Below are 21884 nucleotides of genomic sequence, written 5' to 3'. Positions count from 1 at the left end.
GATCGACATCGATCGCTCAGGCGACGTGCAGAAGTGACAACGTTGTCATCGGTGCGGTGAAGGCGTTGAGTGCAGGTTGACGAAGTCGAGGTGGACGTTGATCGCGGTGCAGTCCACGTTGATCGGCGGCGTCAACGTTGAGTCGATGTTGACGACGTGGCGTCGACATCGACCCCGGGTGGCTGGACTGGATCGACGTCGACGGGTCAGGCAGCGGCCGTGATCTCGATGCCGACGGAGCCGGTGCGTCCGCGGCGGAGCTTGCTGCCGGTCACCGTCAACCAGCCCATGATCTTGTACTTCTTGACGATCCGGGAGCGGACGTCGTCGCTGGCGGCGTCGTCCAGCAGGCGGGCGCGGGCCTTGACCGACGGGCCCTTGGGGTTGCCGCGGAAGTCGCACGGCCCGATCTCCACGTCGCCGCTGCGCCGGATCCGCTTGACCTTGCCGGTGTCCCTGGCGCTCCAGGCGTAGATCACGCCGTCCGTCGCGCCCGGCGCGACCCAGACCGGGGTGGGCACGGGAGTGCCGTCCTTGCGGAACGTCGTCAGCAGCAGGTACTCGCCACGGCCCAGTTCGGTGATCATGGCGCCGCAGCGTAGTCCGGAAAGGGCCCTTGTAGGCTTTCCCGCATGTCAGTCGCGGTCCGTGTCATCCCCTGTCTCGACGTCGACCGGGGCCGGGTGGTGAAGGGCGTCAACTTCACGAACCTCGTCGACGCGGGCGACCCGGTCGAGCTCGCCAGGGCGTACGACGCCGAGGGTGCCGACGAGCTGACGTTCCTCGACGTGACGGCCAGCAGCGGCGACCGCGAGACGACGTACGACGTGGTCCGCCGCACCGCCGAGCAGGTGTTCATCCCCCTCACGGTCGGCGGCGGCGTGCGCAGCCCCGAGGACGTGGACAAGCTGCTCCGCGCCGGCGCGGACAAGGTCAGCCTCAACACCGCCGCGATCGCCCGTCCCGAGCTGCTCAAGGAGTGCTCCGAGCGGTACGGCGCGCAGTGCATCGTGCTGTCGGTCGACGCGCGGCGGATCCCCGGCGGCACCGGGTTCGAGGTCACCACGCACGGCGGCCGCACCGGCACCGGCATCGACGCCGTCGAGTGGGCCGCCAGGGGCCAGGAGCTGGGCGTTGGCGAGATCCTGCTGAACTCCATGGACGCCGACGGCACCAAGGCCGGCTTCGACATCGAGCTCATCGAGCTGGTCCGCCGCGAGGTCGACGTGCCGCTCATCGCGAGCGGTGGCGCGGGCGCGGTCGACCACTTCCCGCCGGCCGTCGCCGCGGGCGCGGACGCCGTGCTGGCCGCGAGCGTCTTCCACTTCGGGCAGCTGCGCATCGGCGAGGTCAAGGACGGCCTGCGCCAGGCGGGCGTCGTGGTGCGGTGAAACCCGTCGAGGTGCGGGTGGCCTCGGCGGTCGCGCTGGGCGGGGCGCTGGTGTTCTTCGTGGTCGGGCTGGTGCTGTGGCGCTCGACCGGCGACGCGGACGTGCTGAAGCTGCCGTCGTTCGTCGCGGTCCTGGAGCTGCCGGTCGCGGCCGCGCTGCTCCTGCGGCTCCGGTTCGCGCACTACCCGGCGATGATCGTGTTCGTCCTGGTCGCCCTGCTGCACCTCGTGATCGTGCTGGCCGACGGACCGGCGTGGGCCCGCGTCGCGTCCGGCGTGCTGTCCGCTGTGCACATCTACGGAGTGGTCCTGCTCAACACCGGGCCCGCTCGCGAACACCTGGGAGGTCCCCGTTGAGCAGCCCGCTCGACCCCGCCTTGTCCCGGCGGCTCAAGCGCACCCCCGACGGCCTGGTCTGCGCGGTCGCGCAGCAGCGCGGCACCGGTGAGGTGCTGATGGTGGCGTGGATGGACGACGAGGCGCTGCACCGCACGCTCACCACGCGCCGCGCGACCTACTACTCGCGCAGCCGCCAGCAGCTGTGGGTGAAGGGCGAGACCTCCGGCCACACCCAGTACGTGCACGAGGTCAGGCTGGACTGCGACGGCGACACGCTGCTGCTGACCGTCGACCAGGTCGGCGCCGCCTGCCACACGGGCGACCGCACGTGCTTCGACGCCACCGTGCTGCTGTCCGAGGCCGACCGGGACAGCGACTAGCCCAGGTCGCCGGTGAGGTAGCGCTGCAGGTTCGGGCCGATCGTCCTGACCACGGTGTCGACGTCGACCGACGCCAGCGGCTCGAAGTGGACGACGTACCGGACGATGCCCAGCCCGACCATCTGCGTCGCGCACAGGGACGCCCGCAGCTCGCGCTGTTCCGCGCCGAACTCCGCCAGCACGTTCTTGAAGATCGCGTTGACGAAGAACGACTTCAGCGCGTTCGCGACCTCCGGCTGGCTGGTCACGCTGCGGATCAGCGCGGCGAACGTGCCGCCGCTGGTCGCGTCCCAGACCGTCACGAACGTGCGGACGATCCGTTCGCCCGCCTCGTCCGCCGGGCCGTCGAGCAGGCGCTTGAGGATCTCCGACGGGTCGAACGGGAGCTGCAGCACGGACTGGGCGAACAGGCCCTCCTTGCCGCCGAACCAGTGGTTGACCATGGCCGCGTCCACGCCCGCCTTGGCCGCGATCGCGCGGACCGTCGCGCCGTCGTAGCCCTTCTCGACGAACACCTCGCGTGCCGCGGCGACGAGCGCGGACCTGGTGTCCTCGCCCGCGGCGCGGCGGCCTCGGCGTTTCTGGTTCACTTGCTCCACGCGGGCCATATTTCAACAAATGTTGAATTCATGCAACAATCGTGGTCATGGTGAGCGTCATCGGGGCCGTGGCCGCCGCAGGTCTGGGGGCCGTGAGCCCCACTCGTGAGGAGTTCCGCGAGCTCGCGGTCAACCGCCGGGTCATCCCGGTCGTGCGCAAGCTGCTCGCGGACGCGGAGACGCCGGTCGGCCTCTACCGCAAGCTCGGTGCGGACCAGCCGGGCACGTTCCTCTTCGAGTCGGCCGAGAACGGCCGCTCGTGGTCGCGGTGGTCGTTCATCGGCGTGCGGTCGTCCGCCGCCCTCACCGCCACCGGTGGCGAGGCGTTCTGGACGGGCACGCGACCCGTGGGCCTGCCCGACGGCGGCGACCCGATGCAGGCGTTGCGCGAGACCGTCGAGGTGCTGCGCACGGACCCGCTGCCCGGTCTGCCGCCCCTCACCGGCGGCATGGTCGGGTACATCGGCTACGACGCCGTGAGGCGCCTGGAACGGCTGCCGGTCATCGCCGAGGACGACCTGTTGCTGCCCGAGATGGTCATGCTGCTCGCCACCGACCTGGCCGCGCTCGACCACCACGAGGGCACCGTCACGCTCATCGCGAACGCGATCAACTGGGACGACTCCACCGAACGCGTCGACGCCGCCTATGACGACGCGGTGCGCCGCCTCGACGAGATGACGACGGCGCTGCACACCCCGGCGCCGCCCACGGCCGCCGTGTTCTCGCGGCCCAAGCCGCAGTTCCGCCGCCGCCGGTCGCAGGCGGAGCACTTCGCGGCCGTCGAGAAGGCCAAGGAGGCCATCCGGGCGGGCGAGGCGTTCCAGGTCGTCGTGTCGCAGCGGTTCGAGATCGACACGGACGCCGACGCGCTCGACATCTACCGGGTGCTGCGCGCGACGAACCCCAGCCCGTACATGTACCTGCTGCGCCTCGACGGGTTCGACATCGTCGGGTCCAGCCCGGAGTCGCTGGTCACCGTGCGCGACGGCAAGGCGACCACTCACCCCATCGCGGGCACCCGGTGGCGTGCCGAGGACCCGGAAGAGGACGCGCTGCTCGAGAAGGACCTGCTGGCCGACCAGAAGGAACGCGCGGAGCACCTGATGCTCGTCGACCTCGGCCGCAACGACCTGGGCCGCGTCTGCAAGCCGGGCTCCGTGCACGTCGTCGACTTCTTCAAGGTCGAGCGGTACAGCCACGTCATGCACATCGTGTCGACCGTGACCGGTGAGCTGGCCGAGGGCAGGACGGCCTACGACGCCGTCGCCGCGTGCTTCCCCGCCGGCACGCTGTCCGGCGCGCCCAAGCCGCGCGCGATGGAGCTCATCGAGGAACTGGAACCCACCCGCCGCGGCCTCTACGGCGGCGTCGTCGGCTACTTCGACTTCGCCGGGGACGCGGACACGGCCATCGCCATCCGCACCGCTCTCGTGCGCGACGGCGTGGCGTACGTGCAGGCGGGCGGCGGCATCGTGGCCGACTCCGACCCGCTGGCCGAGGACAACGAGTGCCTGAACAAGGCGGGCGCGGTGCTGGCCGCGATCGCCACCGCGCAGACGATGGCCCCGGCCGTTGAACGGTAGCCGTCCACTGTGGATCGCCGCGCTCCTGCTGGTGGGCGCGGCGGGTGCCTTCTGGGGCGCGGGGTCGGTGCCGGTCGCGCTGCTGAGCCTCGCGTCCGTCGCCGCGGTCGTCGCGCTGAGCGGCGTGGTCCGGCGGGTCCTCGGCGCGCTGCTGGTCGTCGTGGGTGTCGCGGCCGCGTTCACCGGCCACTGGCTCGCGGTCGCGGGCGGTGTCCTGGTGGTGCTCGCCGGCGCGCTCCTGGCGGTTCTCGGGGCCCGCATGCCGAAGATCGGCGTCGGCGGCCAGAAGACCCGTGCGCGCGACCCGGAGGCCGACATGTGGCGCGCGCTCGAACGCGGCGACGACCCCACCGACGGCCCGGCTGACGATGCGGACCCCGGCGGTCGGTCCTCGAACGAGTGAAGATCATCCATTGGCATTCACGCATGTGACACGTGCACGACCTCGGTCAGCTGCGTGGACAGCCAACCCCCGGTGGCTGAGGCGTTACTCCGCCGGGGTTAGCATCCCCGTAGCGGGAAGGGGAGCAAGACTGTGACGGTTCTCGAGTCCATCCTCGAAGGTGTGCGTGAGGATCTCGCCGCTCGTGAGGCTCAGTTGTCCTTCGAAGTCGTCAAGGAGCGCGCGGCCAGAACCGCCCCTCCGCTCGATGTGATGTCGGTGCTGCGCGGGCCGAACGTGGGTGTCATCGCCGAGGTCAAGCGCCGCAGCCCCTCCAAGGGAGCGCTGGCCGAGATCCCCGAGCCGGCGGAGCTCGCGGCCTCCTACGAGGCCGGTGGCGCGTCGGTGATCAGCGTGCTGACCGAGCAGCGCCGCTTCGGCGGGTCGCTCGCCGACTTCGACGCCGTGCGGAGGACGGTGAAGATCCCCTTGCTGCGCAAGGACTTCATCGTGTCGCCGTACCAGGTGCACGAGGCGCGGATGCACGGCGCCGACCTGGTGCTGCTGATCGTGGCCGCGCTGGAGCAGAACGCGCTGGTGTCGCTGCTCGACCGGGTGGAGTCGCTCGGCATGACGGCGCTCGTCGAGGTGCACACGGCCGAGGAGGCCGACCGCGCGCTGGAGGCGGGATCTTCAGTCATCGGGGTGAACGCGCGCAACCTCCACACGCTGGAGGTCGACAAGGACGTGTTCGGCAGGATCGCGCCGGGGCTACCCTTCGAGACGATCAAGATCGCGGAGTCGGGCGTGACCGGCCCCGGCGACCTGATGGCTTACGCCGGTGCGGGTGCCGACGCGGTGCTCGTCGGCGAGAGCCTCGTGACCAGCGGCGACCCCAAGGCCGCCGTGAACAAGCTCGTGACCGCCGGTTCGCACCCCGCGTGCCCGCGGCCCAGTCGATGAAGCGCTGCCGATAACAGCGCTGGAGGAGTTACCCGATGGGCCAGTTCACGCCCACGCCGCACGATCCCGACGCACGGGGCCACTTCGGCCCGTGGGGTGGCCGATTCGTTCCAGAGGCCCTGATCGCGGCGGTGGACGAGCTGGCCGCGGAGTACGACAAGGCGCGCCTCGACCCGGAGTTCGTGAACGAGTTCCAGCGCCTGCTGAAGGACTTCGCGGGCCGCCCGTCCCTGCTGACCGAGGCCCCGAAGTTCGCGGAGCACGCCGGGACGCGCGTCTTCCTCAAGCGCGAGGACCTCAACCACACCGGCTCGCACAAGATCAACAACGTGCTGGGCCAGGCGCTGCTCACCAAGCGCATGGGCAAGAAGCGCGTGATCGCCGAGACCGGCGCCGGCCAGCACGGCGTCGCCACCGCGACGGCCTGCGCGCTGCTCGGCCTCGACTGCGTCGTCTACATGGGCGAGTTCGACACCGAGCGGCAGGCGCTCAACGTCGCGCGCATGCGCCTGCTCGGCGCCGAGGTCATCCCGGTGAAGTCCGGCTCGCGCACGCTCAAGGACGCGATCAACGAGGCGCTGCGCGACTGGGTCACCAACGTCGACGACACGCACTACCTGCTCGGCACCGCCGCGGGCCCGCACCCGTTCCCGCTGCTCGTGCGCGACTTCCACCGCGTCATCGGCATCGAGGCGCGCGAGCAGGTCCTGGAGAAGGCGGGCCGGCTCCCCGACGCGGTCGTCGCCTGCGTCGGCGGCGGCTCGAACGCGATCGGCATCTTCCACGGCTTCATCGACGACCCTGAGGTCCGCCTCGTCGGCGTCGAGCCCGGCGGCTCCGGCCTGGACAGCGGCAGCCACGGCGCCACGCTGACCGCGGGCACGCCCGGATCGCTGCACGGCGCGATGTCGTACGTCATGCAGGACGAGGACGGCCAGATCACCGAGGCGCACTCGATCTCCGCCGGTCTCGACTACCCCGGCGTGGGCCCCGAGCACTCGCACCTCAAGGACATCGGCCGCGCCGAGTACTTCCCGGTGACCGACGCCGAGGCCATGGAGGCGTTCGCGCTGCTCTCCCGCACCGAGGGCATCATCCCGGCGATCGAGTCCTCGCACGCCCTCGCGGGCGCGCTCAAGCTCGGCCCGTCGCTCGGCCCGGACGGGCTGCTGGTCGTGAACCTCTCCGGCCGCGGCGACAAGGACATGGACACGGCCGTGAAGTACTTCGGCCTCGCTGACGGGGGACAGGCCTGATGTCGTTGTCCGAGGTGTTCTCGACCGCACGCGCCGAGTCGCGCGCCGCGCTGATCGGCTACCTGCCGGCGGGCTACCCGACGATCTCCGGGTCCAAGGACCACCTCCGCGCGATGGTCGAGGCCGGATGTGACCTGGTCGAGGTCGGCCTGCCGTTCTCCGACCCCGTGATGGACGGCCCGACGATCCAGGCCGCCGCCGAGCAGGCGCTGGCCGCCGGGTTCCGGGTGCGCGACCTGTTCGACGTGGTCGCGTCCGTGGCCGACGCCGGCGGGCGCGCGGTCGTGATGACCTACTGGAACCCCGTGCTGCGCTACGGCGTGGACGCGTTCGCGCGCGACCTCGCCGCCGCGGGCGGCCTCGGCCTGATCACGCCGGACCTCGTGCCGGACGAGGCGGACGACTGGCTGGCCGCATCCGAGGCGCACGGCCTCGACCGGACCTTCCTGGTCGCGCCGTCGTCCACCGAGGACCGCATCGCGATGACCGCGCGCCAGTCCTCCGGCTTCCTGTACGCCACCGCCGTCATGGGCGTGACCGGCGCCCGCGACGTCGTGTCGTCCGCCGCTCCCGAGCTCGTCGCACGGGTGCGCGAGCACACCACGCTGCCGATCGGCGTCGGCCTGGGCGTGCGGTCCGGTGCGCAGGCCGCGGAGATCGCCGGGTTCGCCGACGGCGTGATCGTCGGGTCGGCCTTCGTGTCCGCCGTGGCCGAGGGCGACGGTGCCGTGCGCGCCTTGGCCGCGGACCTCGCCCAGGGCGTGCGCTCGGCGGCCGCGACCGTCTGACGTCGTGCTCGTGAGGAGCCGCTCGGTCTTCGGGCCGGGCGGCTTTCTTGTGTCCCGTCCAAGGCTGTGAGCCTCCTCCAAGAGGATGACATCAATTCGAACGCCTGATCGAGTGAATCTGTACTCGTAGGAGCCCGAACCCCCTTTGGGGACCTCTCTGACCTGCAATCGTGGCTCCATGCACAACCCAGCTCTTCGTCCGGCGTGCCACACTGGTACTCGCCGGGCGGTTTTCGGAGGTGATGCCCTGTGGCGGCTCCAGCAGAAGCGGCACCAGCCGACTACCTGTTGCCGAGGCACGTGGGCCCCTGGTCGCTCGACGACGTCCTGTCGCTGCCGGAGGACAACAGCCAGCGCATCGAGCTCGTCGACGGGATGCTCCTCGTGAGCCCGCTCGGGTCGTACCGCCACCAGCAACTGGTGGGGCGTGCGTACGGCGCTCTGGTCGCAGCTTGTCCGGCTGATCTCGAGGCGACGATCGAGCTGAACGTCCTGCTCTCCAGCGGTCGTCTGGTGATTCCGGACTTCACGGTCGTGCGGCCGCGAGAAGCAGGCGTCATGTTCCCGGTGTCCGACGTGGTGCTCGTCGGCGAGGTGTTCTCGCCCAGCACCCGGCTGAACGACGAGGGCTTGAAGCGCGGCCTTTACGCGAGGGCGGGCATTCCCCACTACCTGATGGTCGATCCCGGCGGGCGCGTCGTCGAGGCCACGCTGCTGGAGCTCCAGGGCGAGGATTACGTCGAGATCGCCACCAGCGAGGACGGCGTCCTGAAGACCGAGCGGCCGTTCCCCGTCACCATCAAGTTCTAGCGGTAGAGCCAGTCCAGCCGGTCGTGCAGGTCGGCGACGGTCCACGACGCGAACATCGCGTCACGGGCCCGGGCGGCCTCACCGGTGACGTGGAAGATCTCCCGGCCCATGAACCGCGACGCGTGGTGCACGCGCGCGGTGCGTGGCTGGCGTAAGGACGCGTACTGCGCGAACGAGCCGATCACGTCACGCGGATCGAACGTCGAGGCGAGGCAGACGGCGTCCTCCAACGCCTGACAGGCGCCCTGGGCGGCGTACTGCAGCACGGGGTGAGCCGCGTCGCCCAGCAGCACGACGCGGGCGTCCTGCCAGTCGGTGACGGGTTCGCGGTCGCACAGCACCCACGCCCGCCACTCCTGGGCGAGCTGCATGATCCGCGTCGCGTCGTCGCACAGCGGCGTGAAGTGCCGCACCACCTCGGCGTGGTCGACGGGCTTGCCGGCCACGGGTTCGGTGGCGCCGTTGTCCGTCGTGGCGACGAGGTTCACGAACCGGCCACCGGCGATCACGTACCAGACGACGTGGAAGCGGGGCCCGGCCCAGAGTGTGACGACGTTCTCCTTCAACGACCGGGGCACGTCCTGAGCGGGGATGACGGCGCGGAACGCGGTGTGCCCGGACACGGGTGGCTCGCCGTCGCCGACGAGCTGCCGCCGCACCGCGGACCGCAGCCCGTCCGCACCGACCAGCGCCTCGCCGTGCACGAGGTCGCCGGACCGCAACGCCACGGTGACCCCGCCGGCGTCCTGCGTGTAGGCCTGCACGGCGCTGTCGGGCCGGAGGTCGACCAGTTCGTGCTCGGCGCAGGCGGCGAGCAGCGGCGCGAGCAGGTCGTCGCGGTGCACCACCGCGTACGTGCCGAACCGCTCGTGGAAGCGCGCGTCGATCGGCAGGCCGGCGATCAGCTCCCCGGACACCCCGCACCGCAGCCGCCACTCGTCCACGTGCACGGCACGAGACCGGACCACCGCCCCGACGCCGAGGAAGTCGAGCATGCGAAACCCGTTGGGCCCCACCTGGATGCCGGCACCGATCTCCGCGAACACCGGGGCGGCCTCGAGCACCGTCACCCGCTGCCCGGCACGGGCCAGACCGAGCGCCGCCGCCAGGCCACCGATGCCACCGCCGACCACCAGGACCGTCATGTCCGACCTTTCGCGAGTCCGCCACCGACCGCGTCCGAGTATGTCGGTACGGCGACCACGAACCACCCGCCGAGGCACCCCGCCGGGTTCAGGCCGGTAACGATCGAGCGTCCGAACGAGGCGCTCACGGGGCCACCGGTACGGTGGGCGTCGTGTTGAACGGGTTGAACGCCGTCCTGGCCACGATCCCGAGCCCAGACCAAGGTGTGTGGCACCTCGGTCCGCTCCCCATCAGGGCCTACGCGCTGTGCATCATCGCCGGCATCATCGTCGCCATCTGGTGGGGTGAGCGCCGCTGGGTCGACCGCGGCGGCATCAAGGGCGAGGTGACCGACATCGCCGTGTGGGCGGTGCCGTTCGGCCTGGTCGGCGGGCGGCTCTACCACGTCATCACCGACAACCAGAAGTACTTCGGGCCGGGCAAGAACCCGCTCGCGGCGCTGGAGATCTGGAACGGTGGCCTCGGCATCTGGGGCGCCATCGCCCTCGGAGCGGTGGGCGCGTGGATCGGCTGCCGGCGCAAGGGCATCCCGCTGCCCGCGATGGCGGACGCGCTGGCGCCCGGCATCGTCACGGCGCAGGCCATAGGGCGTCTCGGCAACTACTTCAACCAGGAACTTTATGGCGGCGACACGACGCTGCCGTGGGGTCTGGAGATCTACCGCCGGGTCACGCCGGAGGGCCGTGAGGACGCGCTGGCCGGTGTCGCCATCGACCACACGCCGATCCAGGTCGTGCACCCGACGTTCCTCTACGAGCTGCTGTGGAACCTCGGCGTCGCCCTGCTGATCGTGTGGGCGGACCGGAAGTTCCGGCTCGGCCACGGGCGGGTGTTCGCGCTCTACGTCGCCGGCTACACGGCCGGGCGGTTCTGGATCGAGCTCATGCGCACCGACGAGGCGACGCTGATCTTCGGCACGCGCGTCAACGTGTTCGTGTCGGGCCTGGTGTTCCTGGGCGCGGTGGCCTACTTCGTCATCGCCCGGTCGCGGGGTGAACGCGAGGACGTCGCGGCGCTGCGAGCCGCCCACGCGCCCGCGGGCGAGACGCCAGTCGAGGACCAGACCGTCGCGGAGGACGCCGTCGACGAGCCCGTCGCGGTGACGAGCGCGGAGAAGACCGGCGCCGACGACGTGAAGGCCAGGAAGGACTCCGCGGAGTCCGGCACACCGGAGTGATCTGTGCGCGTGCTCGTCGTCGAGGATGACGACCGGGTGGCCAGGGGCCTGCTGACCGCGTTGCGGCACGCGGGCTACGAGGTGCACCGGGTGGCCACGGCCGCCGATGCGCTGCGTGCCGCGCCCGCCGACGTGGTGCTGCTCGACCTCGGGCTGCCCGACGGCGACGGCCTCGACGTGCTGCGCGAGCTGCGGCACCGCCCCGGCACCGCCGTCATCACGGTGACCGCGCGCGGCGAGGAACGGGAACGCGTGCTCGGGCTGCGGGCGGGCGCCGACGACTACGTGGTGAAGCCGTTCGGCACGTCCGAGCTGCTCGCGCGCATCGAGGCCGTCCTGCGCAGAACGCGCGCGCACCGCGCGGGGCCCGAGAGCGAGGCGCCCGTCGAGGTCGGTCCGCTCCACATCCTCACGTCGACGCGCACGGTCACGCTCGCGGGGGAGCAGCTGTCGCTCACCCGCAAGGAGTTCGACCTGCTCGCCCTCCTCGCGACCCGCAAGGGCGAGGTGGTGAGCCGCGACTTCATCGTCGACCAGGTGTGGCAGGCGCACTGGGAGGCGCCGTCGCGGACGCTGGACACGCACATCGCGGCGTTGCGCGGGAAGCTCGGCGGGCACGTCCGCATCGAGACCGTCAGGGGCGTCGGCTACCGCCTCGCCACGTGACGAGTCTCCGAGAGACAGCCACGCACCCGTGCGGAACAATCTGAACCGATGCTCCGCCGACTGCTCGCCATCACCGTTCCGCTGCTCGTCGCGCTGGTCGCGGCGCTCGGCATCCCCTTGGCGTCCGCGGTGGTGCAGCGGGAGACGCAGACCACCTACCTCGACCGCCTCGGTGACGCCAGCCGGTTCGCCTCGCTCGCCGAGAGCGCGCTGCAGTCGGACCGGCTGGAGGCGCTGAGCCAGGAGGTCCAGCGCTACGACGCCCTCTACGCCGTGCCGGTCGCCCTGGTCAGCGCGGACAAGCGGATCCTGCTGGCCTCGCGGTTCGGGTTCGACCCGACCAGCGACCCCGAGGTCACCACGGCCCTCGACACGGCGCTCAACGGCGGCATCCGGCCGGAGCCCGACTACACGGGCTGGCCGTGGCGCACCGGGCCGATGGTCGTCGTCGAACCGGTCGGGCGCGACAGCGAGGTGGTGGCCGCGGTCGTCACGATCTCGCAGACCCGCGGCCTGCGGACCGAGGTGCTGCGGCAGTGGGGGCTGATGGCGCTGGCCGGGCTCGCGCCGATGCTGGCCGTGGTCGCCGCCGCCTGGCCGATGTCGCGGTGGGTGCTCAGGCCGGTCAGCAAGCTCGACGAGGCCACCGCCGCCGTCGCGCAGGGCAACCTCGACGTGCGGGCGGACGAGGTCGGCGGCCCGCCGGAGCTGAGGCGGCTGGCGCGCAGCTTCAACACGATGGTCGACGTCGTCGGCAGGGCCTTGAACAGGCAGCGGGCGTTCGTCGCCGACGCGTCGCACCAGCTGCGCAACCCGCTGGCCAGCCTGCGGCTCGCCGTGGACAACCTGGAGCCGCACGTCGAGGGCGAGCACGCCAGGGAGGCCCACCAGATCGCCGTCGAGGAGGCCGAGGAGATGGGGCGCGTGCTCGACACGCTGCTCGCGGCCACCCGGCTCGACAGCGCCCGGCAGGCGGAGCCCGTCGAGATCGACCAGCTCCTCGCGACCCACCGGCCGGCGTGGCAGGCGCTCGCCAGCCAGGCCGACGTCGAGCTCACCATCGACATGCCGGCCGGGCTGACCATGCAGGAACCGCCCGGCGGCCTCGGCAGCGTGCTCGACGAGCTGGTCAGCAACGCCGTCCGCCTGTCCGGCGCCACCGAGGTCCGCGTCACCGGCAAGCCCGGTGAGCTGCACGTCGTCGACAACGGCGACGGGCTGACCGACGAGGAACGGGAGCTCGCGCTCCAGCGGTTCTGGCGCGCCACCAAGCACCAGAACGTCGCGGGCACCGGCATGGGCCTCGCGATCTGCGCGGAGCTCATCGAGTCGGCGGGCGGCACGCTCACCCTGCACGACGCCGGCCCCGGCCTGGACGTGCGGGTGGCGCTCAGCGCTTCGCGGAACGGAACCAGCGCATAGCGCCGTCGTGCAGCGGCACGAGACCGGTCGCGATCCCGGTGCGGACGTTGATCCGCGACGCCTCCGGGTGGCCCTCCACGATCCTGGCCGTCTCGGTGAACACCGTGCGCGTGACGACCTCGACCACGTCCGCGCTCAGCTGTTCGCGCGCGAGCAGCAGGTTCGGCACGGCGAACGTGTGGTTCGCGACCACGCCCTCGTAGGTGGTGCTGGGGATGGTCGCCGGGATGTACGGGCCCTTGTAGGTGTCGGCGAGCTTGACGGCCTCCGGCGTGATGTCGATCAGCCGGATCCTGCCCTTGAGGTCGGTGATCGCGGGCGTCGGGATGCCGGTGAGCGCCAGCATCGCGTCGAGCGACCCGTCGGCGACGCGGCGGGACGCCTCCGAGTGCGCCATGCGTTCGTCCATTGCGGACACGCCGAACTCGCGCAGCATCCGCATCGCGGTGAACTCGGTGCCGGAACCCGTGGGACCCAACGAGATCCGCTTGCCCGCGAGGTCGGCGAAGGTGTGGATCGGGGACGCGGCCGGCACGGCGATCTGCATGAAGCTGTCGTAGAGCCGGCCGACCGCGCGGACGCTCTGCGGGTCGTCGATGGGGTCCAAAGAGGACAGCGCGAGCTGGGCCTCGCCGGAGCGCAGCAGCGCGAGGTTCTCCACCGACGCGGCGGTCGGGATCGCGGTGACCTTCGTGCCGGGCAGCTGCTCGGCCACCGCCGCGGCCAGCGCACCGCCGACCTCGCGGAAGACGGCGCCCTCCGGACCGGTCGCGAGCAGCAGCTCGGCGGGCGCCTCGACCCTGCGCGGGGTGCACCCCGCGAGAGCCAGAGCGCCCCCTAGCAGAAGCGTGCGACGGCTGAGCGACACCGGCGAAGCCTAGCTGTTACGTCAGGGCTGTCTGAAGTTTCGCGACGTCGGCTTGTCGCCCCGTGTGGCGCGGCCCACCCTCTCTCCCAACGCGAAGTTCAAGGAGGAACCGTGGCGACCACCACCACAGGCCGCAAACCGATCTACAAGCACCTCTACTTCTGGGTGCTTGTCTCCATCGTGCTGGGCGCCGCCGTCGGCTTCCTGTTCCCCAAACAGGCGTCCGAGATGAAGTGGCTCGCCGACCTGTTCGTGAACCTCGTCAAGGTCGTCATCGCGCCGACCATCTTCGCGACGATCATCGTCGGCATCGCCGGCCTCGGGAACCTCGCCAAGGCGGGCGGGCTGGCACTGCGCACGATCCTCTACTTCACCGCGATGACCACGGTGGCGCTCGCCATCGGCCTGATCGTCGTGAACGTCGTGGCGCCGGGTCACCACGGCGGTGACATCGCGTTGAACGAGGCCGCGGCCAAGGACACGCTGAAGTCGGCGTCGACCGCGGAGACCGGTGTCACCGGCTTCATCCTGAGCCTGGTGCCGAAGTCGTTCGTCAGCGCGTTCACGGACGGCCAGCTGATCCAGGTGCTCGTGGTCGCGATCCTCGTCGCGGTCGCCGTGGCGGGCATGGGCGAGCGCGGCGCCAAGGTCGTCTCCGCCATGGAGACGCTGTCCAAGGTCATGTTCGGCATCATCAAGATCGTCATGTACGCGGCCCCGATCGGCGCGTTCGGCGGCATCGCCTACACCGTCGGCAAGTTCGGCGGCGGCATCCTCAGCAAGCTGCTCTGGCTGATGGGCTCGTTCTACGTCACGTGCCTGCTGTTCGTCGTCGTCGTGCTCGGCATCGTGGCGCGGATCGCGGGCTTCAGCCTGCTGAAGTTCCTGCGCTACATCAAGGACGAGATCCTGATCGTGCTCGGCACGTCGTCCAGCGAGTCGGTGCTGCCCCGCATGATGGTCAAGCTGGAGGCGGCCGGCGCGCAGAAGTCGGTCGTCGGCCTCACCATCCCGACCGGGTACTCGTTCAACCTCGACGGCACCTGCATCTACCTGACCATGGGCGCGATCTTCATCGCCCAGGCCACCGGTCACGACGTGTCGATCGGCGTGCAGATCGGCCTGCTGCTGTTCATGCTGATCGCGTCGAAGGGCGCGGCGGGCGTCACCGGCGCCGGCCTCGTCACCCTGGCCGCGTCGCTGCAGGCGTTCGAGGCCCACTCGGCCATCCCCGCGGTCGGCATCGCGCTCATCGTCGGCATCGACCGCTTCATGTCCGAGGCCCGCGCCATCACCAACGTCATCGGCAACGGCGTCGGCTCGCTCGTGGTCGCCGCCTGGCAGAAGTCCCTCGACAAGGAGCGCCTGAACGAGGTGCTCGACAACCCCGACCTCGTCGACGTCGACGACCTGCTGGAGAAGCAGCACGCCGAGTCGGACAAGGTGGCGGCGGCCCACTGACGTCCGTGGCCGGAGGCGCTCTTCCCGCCTCCGGCCACGCGACCACGGACCTCCTCGAACGCCGAGGTCCCGCCCTTCCCGCACGCGGCGCGGGGTGGCCGGGGCCTCGGTTTTCGTTTGGCGGGGAACAATCCAGCGCGCCTCGAGTGGACGGTGCTACGGTGGGGCGAGGCTGACGTGCGTGAGCGTCCGCTAACTGAGACGATACGCCGCTGACCAGCAAAGACGCCGGTTCGGCCAGTGCATCCACTGGTAACCCGCGAATGTCGCGCAGCTCTCATCCGACTGGCCGGAGTTGAACGTTCGGTTACGCTAACCCGGCTGTAACGAACGCCGACGTTGGCCGCAATGTCGCTCAGCAGCGGGGAATCGTTACACATCCATGACCTAGATCACCCATTGGCGGGTGTCCCTGGGTTTCGCGGCTGTTAAAGTCGCGTCAACACGCGGGCCATCGTCGTCCCGTGCTCCCACCTGTTGGTTCGAGGTCTGAGCACGAGGGACATCAGTTCTTTACGCGAGGACGACGAAGGAGGTCTGCGCAGTGATCTTCTCCGCCATCCCCGGCCCCCAGGGTCTGTACGACCCCGCTGACGAGCGCGACGCCTGCGGTGTCGCCATGGTGGCCGACATCCAGGGCAGGCGTTCCCACGGCATCGTGAGCGATGCGTTGACAGCACTGGCGAACCTGGAGCACCGCGGTGCGGCCGGTGCCGAGCCCACGTCGGGTGACGGCGCGGGCATCCTGCTGCAGCTGCCGGACGAGTTCCTGCGCGCCGTGGCCGAGTTCGACCTCCCCGAGCGCGGGCGGTACGCGGCGGGCATCGCCTTCCTGCCGTTCGAACCCGAAGAACGCGCCGACGCGATGCGGCAGATCGAGCGCATCGCCGAGGAGGAAAGCCTTGTCGTGCTGGGCTGGCGCGACGTCCCGACCGAGCCGGAGAAGGCCGACGTCGGCCCCACGGCGATGTCGGTGGCGCCGCACTTCGCGCAGCTGTTCGTGAAGGGCGCCCGCGACGAGGCGGGCATCGCCCTGGACCGCCTGGCCTTCTGCCTGCGCAAGCGGGTCGAGCACGAGGGCAGCGTCTACTTCCCGTCGCTGTCGTCGCGCACGATCGTCTACAAGGGAATGCTGACGACCGCGCAGCTGCCGGAGTTCTTCCCCGACCTGCACGACGAGCGCCTCTACTCGGCGATCGCGTTGGTGCACAGCCGTTTCTCCACGAACACCTTCCCGTCGTGGCCGCTCGCGCACCCGTTCCGGTTCGTCGCGCACAACGGTGAGATCAACACCGTCCGCGGCAACCGCAACCGCATGCGCGCCCGCGAGGCGTTGCTGGACAGCGAACTGATTCCCGGCGACCTCGCGCGGCTGTTCCCGATCTGCAACCCCGACGGCTCGGACTCGGCGTCGTTCGACGAGGTGCTGGAGCTGCTGCACCTCGGCGGCCGCAGCCTGCCGCACGCCGTGCTGATGATGATCCCGGAGGCGTGGGAGAACCACGCCACGATGGACCCGAAGCGCCGCGCGTTCTACCAGTTCCACGCCTCGCTCATGGAGCCGTGGGACGGTCCGGCCTGCGTCACGTTCACCGACGGCGAGCTCGTCGGCGCGGTGCTCGACCGCAACGGCCTGCGCCCCGCCCGCTGGTGGCAGACCGCCGACGGCCGCGTCGTGCTGGCGTCCGAGACCGGTGTGCTCGACGTGCCGTCGGATCAGGTGGTCGCGAAGGGCCGCCTGCAGCCCGGCCGCATGTTCCTGGTGGACACCGCCCAGGGCCGCATCATCGACGACGAGGAGTTCAAGTCGAACCTCGCGTCGGAGCAGCCCTACGACGAGTGGCTGCACGCCGGCCTGCTCGACCTCGCCGACCTGTCCGACCGCGAGCACGTGGTGCAGAGCCACGAGTCGGTCGTGCGCCGCCAGCTCACCTTCGGCTACACCGAGGAGGAGCTGCGGATCCTGCTGACGCCCATGTCCGTCTCGGGCATGGAGCCGCTCGCGTCCATGGGCACGGACACGCCGGTCGCGGCGCTGAGCCAGCGCTCCCGGCTGCTCTACGACTACTTCGTGCAGAACTTCGCGCAGGTCACCAACCCGCCGCTGGACGCGATCCGCGAGGAGATCGTCACGTCCGTCAAGCGCGTGATGGGACCCGAGCAGAACCTGCTGGAGCCGGGCCCGGTCTCGTGCCGCCACGTGACGCTCGACTACCCGGTCATCGACAACGACGAGCTCGCCAAGCTCATCCACATCAACGACGACGGCGACCTGCCGGGCTTCGCCTGCACCGTCCTGTCCGGACTGTATGAAGTGGACGGTGGCGGCGAGGCGCTGACCGCCGCGATCGAGCGGGTGCGCCGCGAGGCGTCGGAGGCCATCGCGAACGGCGCCAGGACGCTGGTGCTCAGCGACCGCGACTCGGACCACCGGATGGCGCCGATCCCGTCGCTGCTGCTGGTCTCCTCGGTGCACCACCACCTGGTGCGCACCAAGGAACGCCTGCGCGTCGCGCTCGTCGTCGAGTCCGGCGACTGCCGCGAGGTCCACCACGTCGCCGCGCTGCTGAGCTACGGCGCCGCCGCGGTGAACCCGTACCTCGCGTTCGAGACGATCGAGGACCTGATCAGCCAGGGCGCCATCACCGGCGTCCCGGCGCACAAGGCGATCCGCAACTACGTCAAGGCGCTCGTCAAGGGCGTCCTGAAGATCATGTCGAAGATGGGCATCTCGACCGTCGGCGCCTACACCGCCGCGCAGATCTTCGAGGCCGTCGGCCTGTCGAACGACCTGCTGGACGAGTACTTCACCGGCACGCAGTCCAAGCTCGGCGGCGCCGGCCTGGACGTCCTCGCCGAGGAGGTGGCCGTGCGCCACCGCCGCGCGCACCCGGACAACCCGACCGCGCGCGAGCACCGCCGCCTCGAAGTGGGTGGCGAGTACTCCTACCGCCGCGAGGGCGAGCTGCACCTGTTCACGCCGGAGACGGTGTTCCTGCTCCAGCACGCCACGAAGACGCGCAAGGAGGACGTCTTCCGCCAGTACACGGCGGAGGTCGAGCGCATCTCCCGGCAGGGCGGCACGCTGCGCGGCCTGTTCAAGTTCCGCAGCGAGGGCCGCACGCCGGTCCCGATCGACGAGGTCGAGCCGGTCAGCTCGATCGTCAAGCGCTTCAACACCGGCGCCATGTCGTACGGCTCGATCTCGGCCGAGGCGCACGAGACCCTCGCCATCGCGATGAACCGCCTCGGCGGCCGGTCGAACAGCGGTGAGGGCGGTGAGGACCGCGAGCGCCTGTACGACCCGGAACGGCGTTCCGCGGTCAAGCAGGTCGCGAGTGGACGGTTCGGCGTCACGAGCGAGTACCTCGTGAACTCCACGGACATCCAGATCAAGATGGCGCAGGGCGCGAAGCCCGGCGAGGGCGGCCAGCTGCCCGGCTTCAAGGTCTACCCGTGGGTCGCGCGCACCCGGCACTCCACGCCGGGCGTCGGTCTGATCTCGCCGCCGCCGCACCACGACATCTACTCGATCGAGGACCTGGCGCAACTCATCCACGATCTGAAGAACGCGAACGAGCAGGCCCGGGTTCACGTGAAGCTCGTCTCGTCCATCGGCGTCGGCACGGTCGCCGCCGGTGTGGCGAAGGCGCACGCGGACGTCGTGCTGATCTCGGGCTACGACGGCGGCACCGGCGCCTCGCCGATGAACTCGTTGAAGCACGCGGGAACGCCGTGGGAGATCGGCCTCGCCGAGACCCAGCAGACGTTGCTGCTCAACGGGTTGCGCGACCGCATCACCGTGCAGGTCGACGGCGCGATGCGCACGGGTCGTGACGTCGTCGTCGCCGCGCTGCTGGGCGCGGAGGAGTTCGGCTTCGCCACGGCGCCGCTGATCGTCGCGGGCTGCGTGATGATGCGCGTCTGCCACCTGGACACGTGCCCGGTCGGCGTCGCCACGCAGAACCCCGACCTGCGGGCCCGCTACACCGGCCAGGCCGACCACGTCGTGAACTTCTTCGAGTTCATCGCGCAGGAGGTCCGGGAGCTGCTGGCGGAGCTCGGGTTCCGCACGATCGACGAGGCCGTCGGCCACGCCGAGCTGCTCGACAAGGACGAGGCGATCGAGCACTGGAAGACCGGGGGCCTGCACCTCGACCCGGTCTTCGAGGTGCCCGAGACCCCGTACCCGACGGCGAAGCGCAAGATCCGCGACCAGGACCACGGCCTCGACAAGGCCCTGGACCGCACGCTCATCCAGCTCGCGGAGGCGGCGCTGGAGGACGCGCACAAGGTCACCCTCGAACTGCCCGTCCGCAACGTCAACCGCACGGTCGGCACGCTGCTGGGCGCCGAGGTCACCCGCCGCTACGGCGGCGAGGGCCTGGAGGACGACACGATCCACGTGAAGCTGACCGGCTCGGCCGGCCAGTCGCTCGGCGCGTTCCTGCCGCGCGGCATCACGCTGGAGATGGTCGGCGACGCGAACGACTACGTCGGCAAGGGCCTGTCCGGTGGCCGGATCGTCGTCCGGCCGCACGACGACGCGCCGTTCCGCGCCGAGCAGCAGGTGATCGCGGGCAACGTGATCGGCTACGGCGCCACGTCCGGCGAGGTCTTCCTGCGCGGACGCGTGGGCGAACGGTTCTGCGTGCGCAACTCCGGCGCGTTGCTCGTGGCCGAGGGCGTGGGCGACCACGCGTTCGAGTACATGACGGGTGGCCGGGCAGTGGTGCTCGGGCCGACCGGGCGCAACGTCGCGGCCGGCATGTCCGGCGGCATCGCGTACGTGCTCGACCTGGACCCGTTGTCGGTGAACCAGGAGATGGTGCGACTGCAGCGCCTCAGCGCCGAGGACCTGCGTTGGCTCAAGGACGCCGTCACCAAGCACCACCAGGCGACCGGCTCCGCCGTCGCCGCGTCGCTGCTCGGTGACTGGACCCGTCGGGCCGGTGCGTTCACGAAGGTCATGCCCGGCGACTACCAGCGCGTTCTCGAGGCCATGCGCCTCGCCCGCGCCGAGGGCCGGGACGTTGACGCGGCTGTCATGGAGGCGTCTCGTGGCTGATCCACAGGGTTTTCTCAAGCACTCCCGCTCCGACGCGCCGAAGCGTCCGAAGCCGGAACGGTTGCAGGACTGGAACGAGGTCTACCTCCAGGAGCCCCCGGAGGAGCGCAACGCCGCCGTGCGCACGCAGGCGACGCGGTGCATGGACTGCGGCATCCCCTTCTGCCACAGCGGAAGCGCCGGCTGCCCGCTCGGGAACCTGATCCCCGAGTGGAACGACCTGGTGCGCCGCGGCGACTGGGAGCTCGCCTCGGACCGCCTGCACGCCACCAACAACTTCCCGGAGTTCACGGGCAGGTTGTGCCCGGCTCCGTGTGAGGCCGCCTGCGTGCTGGCGATCTCGCACGACGCCGGCGGTGCCGTGGCGATCAAGCGGGTCGAGGAGACCATCGCGGACGTGTCGTGGGAGAACGGCTACGTCCAGCCGTCCCAGCCCGCGGTGTCCTCCGGCAAGCGCGTCGCGGTCGTCGGTTCCGGCCCCGCCGGTCTCGCCGCCGCGCAGCAGCTGACCCGGGCCGGACACGAGGTCACCGTGTACGAGCGGGACGACCGCCTGGGCGGGTTGCTGCGGTACGGCATCCCCGAGTTCAAGATGGAGAAGAAGGTCCTCGACCGCCGTCTGGCGCAGCTGCGCCGCGAGGGCACGAGGTTCGTCACCGGCTGCGAGGTCGGCGTCGACGTCACGGTCGAGGGGCTGCGCGCCGAGTTCGACGCGGTCGTGCTGGCCGTGGGCGCGCTGCGCGGCCGTGACGACAAGTCCACCCCCGGCCGTGAGCTCGACGGCGTCCACCTCGCGATGGACCACCTCGTGCCCGCGAACCGCGCGGTGGAGGGCGACGGCCCGTCCGCGATCTCCGCCGAGGGCAAGCACGTCATCGTCATCGGCGGTGGCGACACGGGCGCCGACTGCTACGGCACCGCGACCCGCCAGGGCGCGCTGTCGGTGACGCAGCTCGACCAGTACCCGATGCCGCCCTCGGTGCGCGACGACGACCGCTCCCCGTGGCCCGTGTGGCCGCACATCCTGCGCACCTACCCCGCGCACGAGGAGGCCGGCGAGCGCCGCTTCACTGTGGCCGTCCGCCGCTTCGTGGGCGACGACGAGGGCCACGTGCGGTTCATCGAGCTGCAGCAGGTGCGCGTCGAGAAGGACTCGTCCGGCCGTCGTTCGGTCGTGCCGCTGTCCGACGAGGTCGAGGTGCTGCCCGCGGACTTGGTGCTGCTGGCGATCGGCTTCGAGGGCGTCGAGCACATGCGCCTGCTGGACGACCTCGGGATCTCCCTGACCACGCGCGGCACCATCTCGTGCGGCTCGGACTGGCAGACCACCGCGCCCGGCGTGTTCGTCTGCGGTGACGCGCACCGCGGCGCTTCCCTGGTGGTGTGGGCGATCGCGGAGGGGCGGTCGGTGGCCAACGCCGTCGACAAGTTCCTCATGGGCGCGTCGAACCTGCCCTCGCCCGTCATCCCCAACCAGCTTCCGCTCGCTGTGGTCTGACAACGGAGTCAGTCAGCAGAGAGCAGCATGACGCCCCGGTCGACAACGACGTCGGCCGGGGCGTTCGCCTTTCCCTACTCTGGGC

At 70.8% G+C, this 21884-nt stretch carries 19 protein-coding genes; 15 read left to right on the top strand and 4 right to left on the bottom strand.

Features of this window, described 5'->3' with window-relative positions:
• Positions 1-206: 206 nt before the first annotated feature.
• Positions 207-587 (bottom strand): PPOX class F420-dependent oxidoreductase, encoded by a 381-nt coding sequence (locus VF330_RS22785; RefSeq protein WP_330853679.1) that lies wholly within the window; start codon positions 585-587, stop codon positions 207-209.
• A gap of 45 nt (positions 588-632) precedes the next feature.
• On the opposite strand from VF330_RS22785, the gene hisF reads away from it, so the two are divergent.
• The 3 genes from hisF to hisI are packed head-to-tail and all read left to right on the top strand — an operon-like array spanning position 633 to position 2109.
• Positions 633-1391, top strand: a complete 759-nt coding sequence (hisF, locus tag VF330_RS22780; protein ID WP_330853678.1) for an imidazole glycerol phosphate synthase subunit HisF — start codon at positions 633-635, stop codon at positions 1389-1391.
• Entirely contained in the window at positions 1388-1747 is a 360-nt protein-coding gene (locus VF330_RS22775) for a hypothetical protein (protein ID WP_330853677.1), read from the top strand. Before hisF ends, VF330_RS22775 begins: the two co-directional genes overlap by 4 nt.
• Positions 1744-2109, top strand: a complete 366-nt coding sequence (hisI, locus tag VF330_RS22770; RefSeq protein ID WP_330853676.1) for a phosphoribosyl-AMP cyclohydrolase — start codon at positions 1744-1746, stop codon at positions 2107-2109. The genes VF330_RS22775 and hisI overlap by 4 nt, the downstream gene beginning before the upstream one ends.
• On the opposite strand, the gene VF330_RS22765 is transcribed toward hisI, so the two are convergent.
• Positions 2106-2708, bottom strand: coding sequence for a TetR/AcrR family transcriptional regulator (locus VF330_RS22765; protein WP_414675431.1), 603 nt, complete (start codon positions 2706-2708; stop codon positions 2106-2108). The two genes, hisI and VF330_RS22765, sit on opposite strands and share 4 nt — an antisense overlap.
• 47 nt (positions 2709-2755) lie before the next feature.
• Here VF330_RS22765 and VF330_RS22760 point away from each other — a divergent pair, with 47 nt between their 5' ends.
• The 6 genes from VF330_RS22760 to VF330_RS22735 all read left to right on the top strand — a co-directional run bounded on the left by VF330_RS22760 (position 2756) and on the right by VF330_RS22735 (position 8493).
• Entirely contained in the window at positions 2756-4294 is a 1539-nt protein-coding gene (locus VF330_RS22760) for an anthranilate synthase component I (protein WP_330853674.1), read from the top strand.
• Positions 4284-4697, top strand: coding sequence for a Trp biosynthesis-associated membrane protein (locus tag VF330_RS22755; protein ID WP_330853673.1), 414 nt, complete (start codon positions 4284-4286; stop codon positions 4695-4697). The genes VF330_RS22760 and VF330_RS22755 overlap by 11 nt, the downstream gene beginning before the upstream one ends.
• A 132-nt stretch (positions 4698-4829) precedes the next feature.
• Complete coding sequence (gene trpC, locus VF330_RS22750) at positions 4830-5639, top strand: indole-3-glycerol phosphate synthase TrpC (protein WP_330853672.1); 810 nt, start codon at positions 4830-4832, stop codon at positions 5637-5639.
• 35 nt (positions 5640-5674) lie between these two features.
• The gene (gene trpB / locus VF330_RS22745) at positions 5675-6895 is read left to right on the top strand and encodes a tryptophan synthase subunit beta (protein ID WP_330853671.1); all 1221 of its coding nucleotides are present in this window, start codon (positions 5675-5677) and stop codon (positions 6893-6895) included.
• A complete protein-coding gene (gene trpA / locus VF330_RS22740) occupies positions 6895-7683 on the top strand; it encodes a tryptophan synthase subunit alpha (RefSeq protein ID WP_414675430.1) in 789 nt (262 codons plus the stop codon). Before trpB ends, trpA begins: the two co-directional genes overlap by 1 nt.
• Positions 7684-7932: 249 nt before the next feature.
• Entirely contained in the window at positions 7933-8493 is a 561-nt protein-coding gene (locus VF330_RS22735; RefSeq protein WP_330853670.1) for a Uma2 family endonuclease, read from the top strand.
• On the opposite strand, the gene VF330_RS22730 is transcribed toward VF330_RS22735, so the two are convergent.
• The gene (locus VF330_RS22730) at positions 8490-9638 is read right to left on the bottom strand and encodes an FAD-dependent monooxygenase (RefSeq protein WP_330853669.1); all 1149 of its coding nucleotides are present in this window, start codon (positions 9636-9638) and stop codon (positions 8490-8492) included. The genes VF330_RS22735 and VF330_RS22730 overlap by 4 nt on opposite strands.
• Before the next feature lie 152 nt (positions 9639-9790).
• Between VF330_RS22730 and lgt the strand changes: the two genes are divergently transcribed.
• Genes lgt through VF330_RS22715 form a run of 3 tightly spaced genes read left to right on the top strand, consistent with a single transcriptional unit; the run spans position 9791 to position 12904 of the window.
• Entirely contained in the window at positions 9791-10816 is a 1026-nt protein-coding gene (lgt, locus tag VF330_RS22725) for a prolipoprotein diacylglyceryl transferase (protein WP_414675429.1), read from the top strand.
• Between the two features lie 3 nt (positions 10817-10819).
• The gene (locus VF330_RS22720; protein WP_330853668.1) at positions 10820-11482 is read left to right on the top strand and encodes a response regulator transcription factor; all 663 of its coding nucleotides are present in this window, start codon (positions 10820-10822) and stop codon (positions 11480-11482) included.
• 48 nt (positions 11483-11530) lie between these two features.
• Entirely contained in the window at positions 11531-12904 is a 1374-nt protein-coding gene (locus VF330_RS22715; RefSeq protein WP_330853667.1) for a HAMP domain-containing sensor histidine kinase, read from the top strand.
• Here VF330_RS22715 and VF330_RS22710 read toward each other — a convergent pair.
• Positions 12873-13772 (bottom strand): TAXI family TRAP transporter solute-binding subunit, encoded by a 900-nt coding sequence (locus tag VF330_RS22710; RefSeq protein WP_330853666.1) that lies wholly within the window; start codon positions 13770-13772, stop codon positions 12873-12875. The two genes, VF330_RS22715 and VF330_RS22710, sit on opposite strands and share 32 nt — an antisense overlap.
• Before the next feature lie 111 nt (positions 13773-13883).
• Between VF330_RS22710 and dctA the strand changes: the two genes are divergently transcribed.
• From dctA to VF330_RS22695, 3 genes are all read left to right on the top strand, one after another.
• Complete coding sequence (gene dctA / locus VF330_RS22705) at positions 13884-15233, top strand: C4-dicarboxylate transporter DctA (protein ID WP_330853665.1); 1350 nt, start codon at positions 13884-13886, stop codon at positions 15231-15233.
• A gap of 544 nt (positions 15234-15777) precedes the next feature.
• Entirely contained in the window at positions 15778-20301 is a 4524-nt protein-coding gene (gltB, locus tag VF330_RS22700) for a glutamate synthase large subunit (RefSeq protein WP_330853664.1), read from the top strand.
• Positions 20294-21799: a glutamate synthase subunit beta gene (locus VF330_RS22695; protein ID WP_330853663.1), complete on the top strand. Its 1506-nt coding sequence runs from the start codon at positions 20294-20296 to the stop codon at positions 21797-21799. Before gltB ends, VF330_RS22695 begins: the two co-directional genes overlap by 8 nt.
• Positions 21800-21884: the final 85 nt, after the last annotated feature.

It is taken from the genome of Lentzea sp., from assembly GCF_036380075.1.
Lineage (GTDB): Bacteria > Actinomycetota > Actinomycetes > Mycobacteriales > Pseudonocardiaceae > Lentzea.
The sequence above is the reverse complement of the archived record's forward strand: the minus strand, read 5'-3'. Positions and strand labels throughout refer to the sequence as shown.

Bases quoted from the DNA above. Each gene is read 5' to 3' on its own strand.
- trpB (WP_330853671.1), top strand. From the start codon at position 5,675: ATGGGCCAGTTCACGCCCACGCCGCACGATCCCGACGCACGGGGCCAC.
- VF330_RS22730 (WP_330853669.1), bottom strand. From the start codon at position 9,638: ATGACGGTCCTGGTGGTCGGCGGTGGCATCGGTGGCCTGGCGGCGGCG.
- hisF (WP_330853678.1), top strand. From the start codon at position 633: ATGTCAGTCGCGGTCCGTGTCATCCCCTGTCTCGACGTCGACCGGGGC.
- trpA (WP_414675430.1), top strand. From the start codon at position 6,895: ATGTCGTTGTCCGAGGTGTTCTCGACCGCACGCGCCGAGTCGCGCGCC.
- VF330_RS22760 (WP_330853674.1), top strand. From the start codon at position 2,756: ATGGTGAGCGTCATCGGGGCCGTGGCCGCCGCAGGTCTGGGGGCCGTG.
- VF330_RS22715 (WP_330853667.1), top strand. From the start codon at position 11,531: ATGCTCCGCCGACTGCTCGCCATCACCGTTCCGCTGCTCGTCGCGCTG.
- VF330_RS22785 (WP_330853679.1), bottom strand. From the start codon at position 587: ATGATCACCGAACTGGGCCGTGGCGAGTACCTGCTGCTGACGACGTTC.